Annotated in this window: 7 protein-coding genes; all 7 read right to left on the reverse strand. The window is 55.1% G+C overall.

Going from position 1 to position 11841, the window contains the following annotated elements; translation table 11 throughout:
* Window positions 1-158: 158 nt before the first annotated feature.
* The gene (locus HRQ63_RS08990) at window positions 159-764 is read right to left on the reverse strand and encodes a TetR/AcrR family transcriptional regulator (protein ID WP_172242139.1); all 606 of its coding nucleotides are present in this window, start codon (window positions 762-764) and stop codon (window positions 159-161) included.
* 5 nt (window positions 765-769) lie between these two features.
* The gene (locus HRQ63_RS08995) at window positions 770-1402 is read right to left on the reverse strand and encodes a YigZ family protein (protein ID WP_172242142.1); all 633 of its coding nucleotides are present in this window, start codon (window positions 1400-1402) and stop codon (window positions 770-772) included.
* Window positions 1403-1604: 202 nt separating this feature from the next.
* Window positions 1605-2960, reverse strand: coding sequence for a glucose-6-phosphate isomerase (locus tag HRQ63_RS09000; protein ID WP_037283405.1), 1356 nt, complete (start codon window positions 2958-2960; stop codon window positions 1605-1607).
* 259 nt (window positions 2961-3219) lie between these two features.
* On the reverse strand, window positions 3220-5238 hold the full coding sequence (gene tkt, locus HRQ63_RS09005; protein WP_172242145.1) for a transketolase: 2019 nt from the start codon (window positions 5236-5238) through the stop codon (window positions 3220-3222).
* 322 nt (window positions 5239-5560) lie between these two features.
* The gene (locus HRQ63_RS09010) at window positions 5561-7021 is read right to left on the reverse strand and encodes a carboxylesterase/lipase family protein (RefSeq protein ID WP_172242148.1); all 1461 of its coding nucleotides are present in this window, start codon (window positions 7019-7021) and stop codon (window positions 5561-5563) included.
* A gap of 382 nt (window positions 7022-7403) precedes the next feature.
* Window positions 7404-8369, reverse strand: coding sequence for a LacI family DNA-binding transcriptional regulator (locus tag HRQ63_RS09015; protein ID WP_172242152.1), 966 nt, complete (start codon window positions 8367-8369; stop codon window positions 7404-7406).
* Window positions 8370-8468: 99 nt separating this feature from the next.
* A complete protein-coding gene (locus HRQ63_RS09020; protein ID WP_172242155.1) occupies window positions 8469-11822 on the reverse strand; it encodes a GH36-type glycosyl hydrolase domain-containing protein in 3354 nt (1117 codons plus the stop codon).
* Window positions 11823-11841 lie beyond the last annotated feature (19 nt).

Raw genomic sequence — 11841 nt, forward strand, 5'->3', positions numbered from 1 at the left:
GAAAAAAAACGCTGCTAATCGAATCTTGTACAATTTTGAATGTGCAGCTTGAGTGTTGGCGACCTACAGGGATGCAGCCTTAAGCAAACGCAAAAAACCACATCTCAAAAGACATGGTTTCTCGCGCCGACGCATCAACGCGTCTTTTAAGCACTCATTCAGCGCCGTGAAGCAGGCAGATGCAGGTTTTCGCACAAAATGCGTACATGCGCCAAGGCTGCCGGACGTATTTCGTCGAACGAAGCTTTTTCTTGAATGTAGTAAGAGACAAAACCGTGCGCAGATAAAAAGAGACTGAGCGGGATGCTCTTCAATGACTCTTCGGTATGCTGCCCTTCTTGATCCAGATGTCCGCGGACAATGGATGCGAATAACTCCAGACATCGGCCCTGTTCGTTTCGACAGTAAGCCAGCAGCTCTTCGTCGCGCGTCATGAACATGATCTCGTACTGATGCGGATGATCCAGGCCGAAACGGATGAATTCCAGCAGCAGCAGCTCGGTACGCGTGAATCCTTCCATCTCCGGCGCGTTCATCACGCTGTTCAAACAGCTCGACAAATAGCCGAAATCTTCGATGACGATGGCGTAAAACAGCTCCGCTTTTTCTTTGAAATGATAGTAGAGCGAACCATGGCTGTAACCGAGATGCTGTCCGATACTGCGCATGGAAATGGCACGGTATCCTTTGGTGATGAACAAGTGTCTCGCCGCTTCCAGGATTCGCTCGCGCGACAGTTCCTGCTCTACTGCTCTTCTCGCCATAGTCGTTATTCCCCTTCGATGTAATAAACCGGATCTCCTTGCACGATGTCGGCCTGCCCTTGCGTCAGATCGGTGATCCAGGAAATAAAACGATCGGTATCCGCAAACGGAGGTAAGCAGAGCAGCGTTACTTTGTCCGTAAACGTAGTTTCGCCTGTACGAACGTCTCGTCCGCGCAGCTCGTTTTCCAGTTTGCCGTGCCACGTGTAATCGATCGTAACGAACACTTGCGTATGCAGCACCCGAAGGATCTCGTCGCCTGCTTCGATCGCAGCTACGGCTCCGTCCGCATAAGCGCGAATCAGGCCGCCCGCACCGAGCATGATGCCTCCGAAGTAGCGGGTGACGACAACGGCCGCGTTTTTCAGTTCCCGGTTCTTCAATACTTCCAAAATAGGCTTGCCCGCCGTACCGCTTGGTTCTCCGTCGTCGGACTGTCTTTGAATTTCATCACGTTCGCCGAGTAGGTAAGCCGAACAATTGTGGGTAGCGCCGCGATGAAGTTTTTTGATTTCGTCGATAAACGCGATCGCCTCTTCTTCCGTTTCGACAGGACGAATATGACCGATAAACCGCGATTTACGGATGACGATTTCTTTGTTCCCCTCGTGCCTGACTGTCTTGTAACGTTCCAGCATAAAGTTTTTCGAACCTTTCCTTATAGTAGAAAGCAGTTCCCCGTGCTCGCATACGCGCCAGAGACGCGATGCACACGGGTGAACTGCTTTCTTCTGTTTGGTCCGGTCACCCGCCGTTCGGCGAATTAACCGGTGGTTATTCTCTTATTAAAACAGGAATTCACGTTGGCGTAAAGATTCATGTCAGAATTATTCCGTAGAATTATTCGGACAGACGCGATTCCAATTCCGCTTTTTCTTTTTCGAAGCCAGGCTTGCCCAGCAGCGCGAACATGTTTTTCTTGTACGCTTCAACGCCCGGTTGGTCAAACGGATTCACGCCCAACAGGTAGCCGCTGATGCCGCATGCCTTCTCGAAGAAGTACACCAGGTAGCCGAACGTATACGGGCTGAAGTCTTTGATATTGACGATCAGGTTCGGCACTTGACCGTCCGTGTGCGCCAGCATCGTGCCTTGGAACGCTTTTTTATTGACGAAGTCCATCGTTTTGCCTGCCAGGAAGTTCAGGCCGTCCAGATCGTCCGCGTCTTCTTCGATCGTGATTTGCTCGGATACGTTTTCTACTTGGATCACGGTCTCGAAGATGTTGCGGCTGCCTTCTTGAATGAATTGACCCATGGAGTGCAGATCGGTCGAGAAGTCAACGGAGGACGGGTAGATGCCTTTGAAGTCTTTGCCTTCGCTTTCGCCGAAGAGTTGTTTCCACCACTCCGATACGAAGTGCAGCGACGGCTCATAGTTCACGAGGATTTCCGTGCCTTTGCCTTTGCGATACAGCGCATTACGAACAGCCGCGTACTGATACGCTTGGTTCTCGGCCACGTTCGGGTTCGAGAATTCGTCCGATGCGTCGGCAGCGCCTTGCATCATCGCGTCGATGTCTACGCCGGCCGTTGCGATTGGCAGCAGACCTACAGCCGTCAGCACGGAATAGCGACCGCCGACATCGTCCGGAATGACGAACGATTCATAGCCTTCTTCGGTCGACAGCTTTTTCAGAGCGCCGCGAGCGGTATCCGTTGTTGCATAGATGCGCTTGCGCGCTTCTTCTTTGCCGTATTTTTTCTCCAGAGCGGCGCGGAAGATACGGAAAGCGATCGCAGGTTCCGTTGTCGTGCCGGATTTGGAAATGACGTTTACGGAGAAGTCTTTGCCTTCTACCAGTTGCAGCAGATGCGCCAGGTACGTCGAGCTGATGCTGTTGCCCGCGAAGAAGACTTGCGGAGTCTTGCGCTGCGACTTGTCTTGCACATTGTAGAAGGAGTTCGTCAGCATTTCGATCGCGGCGCGCGCACCCAGGTACGAACCGCCGATGCCGATGACGATCAGCACTTCGGAGTCGCTTTGGATTTTTTCGGCGGCTTTTTTGATGCGTGCGAATTCTTCTTTATCGTAGGCTTTCGGAAGATCGATCCAACCGAGGTAATCGGAACCTACGCCTGTTTTATTGTGAAGCTGCTCGTGAGCAAGCTTGATCGGCTCTGCGAAGTAATCAACCTCGTGCTGCCCGACGAAACTGAGCGCTTTGCTGTAATCGAAATGAACGTTTTTAGCCATAATGGAAAAGCCTCCTCTGAATTTGCTGCTTGAGTCACCTTGCATTGTTAAACATCCAGAACCAGCATACTGGATTTCGCGGGGACTGACAAGCGCGACAGGTCACACTTTAGACGGAAAAACACCCCTGACGTCATCCAGCAGGAGTCCATCACCGGATGCTCACTTTCGCTTGGACGCCGCAGGGGCGAATAAAAGCAGGGCAAAGCTTGTTGAACGCTGCAAAGCCGATCAACAAGCTTAAAACCCCGGTAAGAATTTAGTTAAGCAGTGCTTTGACTTTAGCTACCACGTTATCCGGCGTGAAGCCGTACTCTTCCATTACTTTGCCGCCCGGAGCCGAAGCGCCGAACGTGTCGATGCCGAGAATCGCGCCTTGATCGCCGACGTAACGTTCCCAACCGAACGGGCTGGCCATTTCGACCGCAAGACGGGCTTTGACCTCAGGAAGGATAACGGAATCCTTGTAGGCTTTGTCCTGCTTCTCGAACAGATCCCAGCTCGGCATGCTGATGACGCGAACCTGGATGCCTTCTTCGGCAAGCTTCGCTTGGGCTTTGACAGCCAGTTGAACTTCGGAACCGGTCGCGATGATTTGCGCGGCCGGTTTGCCGTCTGTTACATCGGATACGACATAAGCACCGCGTGCCACGCCTTCCCATGCGCCTTCAACCGTTCCTTCCAGAATCGGCAGGTTTTGACGAGTCAATACCAGCGCAACCGGATTTTCTTTGTTTTGCAGCGAGTAGGCCCAAGCCGCGGACGTCTCGTTGCCGTCTGCCGGACGTATAACCGTCAGACCCGGAATGATGCGGATCGAAGCCAGCTGCTCGATCGGCTCGTGGGTAGGGCCGTCTTCGCCGACCGCGATACTGTCGTGCGTCAGCACGTAAGTCACGGGCAGCTTCATCAGGGAAGCCAGACGGATTGCCGGACGCAGGTAGTCGGTGAATACGAAGAACGTACCGCCGAAGACTTTGATCCCGCCGTGCAGGGCGATACCGTTCATTGCGCCCGCCATGCCGAACTCGCGCACGCCGTAATAGATGTTGCGTCCTGCACGATCCTGCGGCGTGAACACCGTGACATCGTTCAGGTGCGTCATCGTCGAGCTTTCCAAGTCAGCCGATCCGCCGAACAGCTGCGGCACGTTTTGCACAACGCCGTTCAGTGCTTTGCCGGAAGCTACGCGAGTCGACATTTCTTTGTCGGACGCCGCGTATTTCGGCAGGTCTTTGTCCCAACCTATAGGCAGGTCGGCATTGAACGCAGTCAGGAATTGAGCAGCCAATTCCGGATTTTCGTTTTGGAATTTCTCGAATTGATCGTCCCAGATTTTGTTCGTCAACTCGCCTTTTTCTTTCACTTTGGCGAAGTGTTCGCGAACTTCGTCCGGCACGAAGAAGTTTTCTTCATGAACCCATTCGTAGAATTCTTTCGTCAGCTTCACTTCGTCGGAACCCAGCGGGGAACCGTGAGGACCCGCGTGGCCGCCTTTGCCTTGTTTGTTCGGGCTGCCGTAGCCGATGATCGTTTTGACTTCGATCAGCGTAGGGCGTCCCGTGTCGATCTTCGCGTCTTCGATCGCTTTGGCGATCGCGTCCAGATCGTTGCCGTCCTCGACGCGCAGCACTTGCCAGCCGTAACCTTCGAAGCGTTTTTGCACGCTTTCGGAGAACGACAGCGAAGCTTCGCCGTCCAGCGTGATATCGTTGGAATCGTAAAGCATGATCAGTTTGCCGAGCTGCATGTGGCCGGCCATCGAAGCCGCTTCGTGGGAAACGCCTTCCATCAGGTCGCCGTCGCCGCAGATCGCGTAAGTATAGTGGTCGATCAGTTTATAGTCGCCTTTGTTGTATACCGAAGCCGTGTGCGCTTCCGCGATCGCCATGCCGACTGCCATCGCCACGCCTTGGCCCAGCGGTCCGGTCGTTGCGTCAACCCCGGCCGTATGGCCGAATTCCGGGTGACCCGGCGTTTTGCTTCCCCATTGACGGAACTGTTTGATTTCCTCCATGGGAAGGTCATAACCCGACAGGTGCAGCAGACTGTAAAGCAGCATCGAACCGTGGCCGGCGGACAGCACGAAGCGATCCCGGTTAACCCAAGTCGGGTTCGACGGGTTGTGGTTCATCGTTTTGGCGAAAAGTTGGTAGCCCATCGGTGCCGATCCCATCGGCATGCCCGGGTGACCGGAGTTTGCTTTCTCGATCGCGTCGATCGAAAGGGTACGTACGGTTGCGATCGACAGATCGTCGATTTTGATATTGTTAGCCATGTTCTAATATCCTCCTCGGTCGCTTCCGGCATTACCGGAAACGGATTGTGAAGACTGCTATTGTCCAGTATATCATTTTGAAACATTCATTTCCATAGGATTCGAAACAAAGGCGGAAATTTGAAGCACGGCGACGAAAAATCCGGCACCGCCTTCGGAACGACCCATGGAACTTTACCCTCTGCGCCGCCTGCATACTCGGAATTCGGCGAATTCGGAAAAAAAGACTTTTCGCCGGTCGCGTCATGTCCACGCAAGCGCCGCTTGACCGCTTCCCGGAACGGCCGGGAGCGCGGTCATGCTTTCGAACGACAGCCGGACGTTAGCTAAACAACGCTTCCCGCTTCGCTCGCTCCGGATCGTTTTGCGGCATCGGATTATGATCGAAGATCATCGTCTGCCGCGCTTCCGTCTCGTAGCGGGCCCACGGAAGCGACGGCAAGGAAGGGTCTCCGGAAGCCGCGAACGCCTGCCAAGCGCCGCGCATGGCGTCGGCCAAATTTTGCATCGCGGGCTCGACGCGAATGCCGATTCTCGGCAGCAGCACCAGATTCCCGAACACGAACGGCATTTCCGCGGCATGAACGGCTTTGCCAAAAAACGGATGGCCCGGCAGCGTCCAATCGAACCGATACATCCATACCGGAGCATATCGGCTTTGCGCTTCGGCGAAAGCAAGCGACGAACGCCAGAAATACAGCTCGGTCATTGCCCGGGCTTGACCTTGTACCGTAGGCGCATAACGGCTCGTCCATGCCTCCGCGTCCTCGACTCCGGTAAGCGCGCGGATCATGTGCGCGAATTCCTCTGGAGAAGCAAGCTGCGATTCGTCGCGCATAAAGAAATCGCCTTCGTCATGGTTCGTGCCGATAATCAACGGAATGCCTTCGGCGGCTCCCTGTGATACGGCCGACAAAGGTTCCTGCGGCAGCGTTTCCGGTTCCACGACCGGTTGAAACGGCAGCGCAGGCCATTCTTCCCCTTCCGCCGGACGCATTTCGGCCGTCGCGGTCAGCAGCTCTTGCGGGGAAAACGTTTTGAGGCGCTCCAGGTTTCCTCCGTCCACGCCCAACCGGCGCAGAAACGCGGCCGCGACGATCTCGCCTTGAGCGGACGACATGGACTGCGCGCCGCCGCTTTGCATGATCGCTTTATGGAATAATCCTTTGGCCGCAGGCATGGCCAAGACGGCGGCAATGCTCATCGATCCTGCCGATTCGCCGAACAACGTGACATTGCCGGGGTCCCCGCCGAATGCCGCAATATTGTTTTTCACCCATTCCAGCGCCTGCACCTGATCGGACAGTCCCGCATTGGAATCAAAGCCTTCGCCGAGCGGCGAAAGATGCATGAATCCGAGCGGACCCAAACGATAATTGAGCGAGACGACTACGCATCCGCCGCGTAAGGCAAGCTGAGTTCCGTCGTACAGCGGCAGGCTCGAAGACCCCGATATGAAAGAGCCCCCGTGAATCCAAACCATGACCGGAAGTCTCTCTCCTGCATCTTCCGGCGTCCACACATTGAGATACAGGCAATCTTCGGACATCGTGACGCCCGGAGAAGCAAAGATCGAATCTTCCGGCGGCTGCGCCTGCAAAGCGATCGAACCGAAGGCCAAAGCATCCCGCACGCCATCCCATTCCGCAGGCGGATGCGGAGCACGGAAGCGCAAATCGCCGATCGGCGGCTGCGCATACGGTACTCCTTTCCAGCTTTTGACGCCGTTTGCCGAAGCTCCGCGCAATTGTCCTTGTTTTGTTTCAATGATTGTATACTCCATCGTCTCTCCTGCCTTTCCGAATCGGGCGATTGACTTCTCTTCCATTTAAGCACAGCGCATGTATGCGGTTCAAATACCGACGGCGAGACTTTTTTCCCCCATACAAAGAAAAGCGTCCTCCTCAAGGGAGAACGCTCAACGTGTCGAGAAAGCCCGACGTAACTGGAAGCGGGAAGACGGAGAGAAAAATTCAGTGTAAGAGCGATAGCGTTCGCCTTTGAAATCGAGAAAATCCCACTAAAATTTCAATCCTTTTCTCGATTTCAACACGCGACTGGAACGAATTTTTCTCGGAGTCTTCCCGCTTCCCGCGTCGCAGCTACTTTCTCGACAGCCTGAGCGTTCTTCTCAATGAAGAACGCTCAGCTTTGTCGACATTCATTTAACGTTTGCCGACCGAACCGCCTTCGATCAGCTTAACCTGCATCAATTCGTGTTCGATCGGATCGCCCGCCAAGATGCGCAGCAAATGCTCGGCCGCCGCCGCTCCCCACTTGGCGCGGGAATAGTCGACCGTCGCCAAACGAGGCTGCAGATATTTGGTCAGTTCGATATTGTCGAATCCGATGATATGGACATGCTCGCCGACTTCAAGCTCCGTCTCGCCAAGCACGTTGCAGATGCCGACCGCCATTTCGTCATTGAGGCAAAATACGGCTACAGGCTCTTTGTACTCGCCGATGATCTGCTGAGCGGCCGCGGCACCGCCTTTTTTCTCGAAATTGCTGACGATCTCGATCAGTTCCACATCCGGATGTTCGGTCGCGATTTGGCGGACGACCGCCAGACGTTGATTGGAATCGTACGAATCTTCCGGGCCCGTAACGACGTACAGCTTCCGGTGTCCCTGCGCGAGCAGATGATTCATGGCGGCAGCCGCGCCGGAGCGGTTATCGAGCAGCACGCGATTGATGTTCGGATGGATCAGCTCGCGGTCCAGCACGACGATCCGATGCCCGCGATCCGCGTAACGCAAAATTTCCTCGCTGTCGAAACCGGAGTCGAGAATGATCGCTCCGTCGATCATCCGCTCGGGCAGCATGCGATGCGACTGCACGCCGCTGCAAACGATCAGATCGTAACCCTGCTGATTCAGCACGTCTTTGACGCCGTCCAGCAGATCGCCGTAAACGTCGCCCCGGAAATCGGTCAAGAATACGCCGATGATGCGGGATTCTCGCTTCTTCAGCGTGCGCGCCGCGGCGTTCGGCACGTAATTCAGCTCCTCGGCAATAGCCAGGATGCGCGAACTGGTCTCGTCCGTCACCTTGCTGCTGCCGTTTAACGCGTAAGACACCGTCGAAATCGATACTCCCGCCTTCTTGGCGATATCCTTGATACTTACCAATCCACTCGCTCCCCTGTCTGGTTGCCTTTTTCTTGTTATACCCATCTAACAGACAACAAAGGCGATCCGTCAAGATCGCCTTGTGTTTTTTGGTGAATTTTATACGAAAATTTCAATTTTATTGCTGTTTTTGTCAGCCAATTCTTCGAATTGGGTGCGAGCGATCCGAATTCCGCCTTCGCGGTAACGGTTGTCTCCCGCTTTTTCGCCGATCGGTTGACCGTTCAATTTGACGATTCCGGACTCGCTCGTGCCGATCCGATATACGAATGTCGCCGGGATACCGTCATAACTGAAGTCGAGGCTCAAACCGTCGAGCGATGCCGGAAGAACCGGATCGACGATCAGGTCGCCGCCGTCTTGACGGATGCCAAGCACGTTGCCGATCAGCTGGTTCATGTAGATCCCGGGACCGCTGGAATAGATTCTCCATCCGCCTTTGACCGCCACGTCGCCGCTTTTCAGCTCGCCGAAGCGATCCTGCGCATCATAACGATTGTTGAACTTGCCGTCCGAGCTGCTGAAGTACGAATTGCTTTGACGCAGTTCCGCATTCGGCACGACGTCGCGGATGCCGACCGGATTGATGATCGCAAGTCCGTTCCACGTCTCGTCGGCCAGACCCAGCTTCGCCATCGCTTCCACGTAGCGGATATGGGCGTGCACGTATTGCAGGCCGATCTCGCGGCCGAAGTTCGATGCCTGCTCGGCGCGTTTGAAGTGGGTGCTGACGCCGCCGGCGTATTGCGCCGGACGGTTCATCAAGCGTACACCGTCCGGGCAGAAGAATTCGCGTTTAATCAGTTCATAATGCGACTTCGCTTGCTCCGGCGTCAACAGTTCCCCGATCATGCTGCGCGTCATCGGCAGCAGGCGGTAGTTGATGCCCGTCTCGTTGTCGCTCGGGTGCAGCATCGGCTTCGGCTTGTCGGCTTCTTCCATGTACACGAATCCCGGAATAACGTCCGTGTTCAGCATGTAACGGTTGAAGTCGGCTTTAATGCCTTCGGCCAGTCCCGCCAGCTCTGCCGCGAACGCCGAATCCGCGTCTTTGAGCGCTCCCGACAATACGTTCATCGTCTGGTACGTCAGCGCCACCGTCCAGCTGCTCACCATATATTGCTTGAGCTGCGCGTTAGCCGGCTGCAGCGTGTCGTCCCAATCGCCGTCTCCGTACGAAGACAGGAACGTGTCATGCAGGAAATTGTTTTTGATATACTGAATTTCTTTTTTCGCATGATCCAGAACGGTATACGCGTCTTTCGTGAATCCGAATTCGTGCTTGACCGTATACGGTACTTTTTCTTCCAAAATTCCGAAATCGCGCGTCGTTTTCAAATAATCGCCCAACACTTTCAGCGGCCAAACGATGATATCGCCGTGGCTTTCTTCCTGCTGGATCGCGAAGTATTTGTCGAACATGAACCACTGCGGCCAAGCGCCGTCGTCTTCGTATTGATGGGAATAAACGGTTTTGAGAATGTCTTTGACCTGGCCGTATTTTTGCGTCGCCATGAAGTATTCCACCGGTCCCTGGCAGACGTCGCGAGTCCCCCATGCCGCGCCTCCGTACTGCTCCAATCCGTGCGGGGAAGAGTAGTGAACGAGCATGTTATGCGTGTACCACCAAGCGAGCGCGTTGACTTTGAACAGTTCTTCGCGCGTCGCGTCGCCGTCTTTCGACAAACGGAACCCGTTCATCACGTCTTGGTAGAAGTCGCGGTAAGCCGCGATTTCTTCATCCAGCGAACGTTTTGCCGGGGAAATGCTTGCTCCGTCGAGCAGTCCTTGAATCGTCAATGTCCACTCCGCGCTCGAATCGAGCGTCAGCGCCACCAGGGAAGCATCGCCCGAGTTCACGCCGTCCGCGATCGCCGATTCGTCGCCGACCGATACGTCCGCGCCTTCGACGCCCATCACGTAAGTCAGGTTCGGATAAGCATTCGCGCTCAGCGAAGCCGAATCCGCGGTAAACGTCAATTTGCCGTTGTCTTCGGTCATATGCAGCGGGAATTCGTACTCGTTCACGTTCATCGTGATCTGCGTCGTCACCAGGTAACGGTATGCTTGGCCGCTTTTCGACGACACGTACAGACGGAGTTCGGGACTGTCCACCGTCGTCGAAGTCGTCACGAAGATCGTGTCGCTTTCCGTTTTATACGTCCAGCGCGCATAGTTGAAGCCGATTTCGAACAGCGACGGCATCGTCAGCAGGCGGTATTGGCCCTCGACTTCGATATAGATGCGCTGACCCGCCGTTTTCGGCACGTTGAGCGCGTTGCGCGCATTGCTCATCATTTTATTGAAGTTGGTGTTGCCCAGCACGAGCTGCGAGTTGAAAATGCCGTACATGTACGCAGTCGACGCGAGAACCGGCACGCCGAACTCCACGTTGCCGCCGCTCATCAGGATATGGCCGTGTGGGCGCTCGACGAGACGTTCTTTTTCTTTTAAAACGACATGTTCGTACGTATCCGTGAAGAAGGCCAGCAGCTTGCCGTTCTCGCGTTCTTCTTCATAACGGTTCGGGAAAAGGGCTTGGACTTCTTCGTCGGTCAGATCCAGCGTTTGCAGCGGTTCGCCGATCGTCGATCGGAACGATACGGACGGCAGCGGGCGCAGTTCTCCCGTTTCTTCCGCGTCGTAAGCGTCCCAAGCTGCCTGGATCTCCTGCGCAAACTCGGCTTCCGTAATCGCTGCCGGGTGATCTGCGCGGTACAGGCCGTAGAACACGAAACGTTCTTCGCTGCTCAGCGGCACCAGTTCGGATTGAAGCGCCGTATACGCGAATTCGTATTGGTAGACTTCGTTCGCAAGCCGACCTTGAGTCAACGCTTCCGGTACGTTCGTTTCTTTGTAGGATTTGCCGAAGAACTGGAATCCGTCGGTCGAGTATCCGGCTGCGCGGGTAAGCGAGCCCTGCTGCATGTAAGGGAATGCGCCGCCCTGCGGTTGGTTCTGACGCGAGCATACGATGTAGCCTTTTTGCTCGTCTTGGAAAACGGCATGATCGATGTACTGCGACAGGTAAGCCTCGTTGCTGCGCACCGCGCCCGGATCGGCATCGCCGACGTCTTGACCGTACACGATATCGATGTCGACGCCTTCGCCGCGCGTTTGAACGTCCCAGAACCATACGTCGCGATCGGTTGCGGCAAACGTTACCGTATAAGCGACGCCGCCTGCTTCGCCTGCCCACACGACGCGTTTGCCGTTTTGGCTGACTTTGCTCGTCGAATGAATGCCGAGCAGCGGGTAAAACGCTATGCCCGATTCGCGGTGAATGCGCAGGAACAGATTATTGAGCGAGCCGTCCAGCGGGGAAGACAGCAGTTGGTTCAGCATCGTTTTGCCGCCGAGCGCTTGATACAGGTCGCCGCTCGGCCAGAATGTGAAGTTCAAGCTGCCCGCCTGAACGTTGAATTTCGAGTTCGTGTTTGCGATAGTCGCCATGAATGCGTTCACTCCTAAT

Source organism: Saccharibacillus endophyticus (genome assembly GCF_013185185.1).
Taxonomy (GTDB): Bacteria; Bacillota; Bacilli; order Paenibacillales; family Paenibacillaceae; genus Saccharibacillus; species Saccharibacillus endophyticus.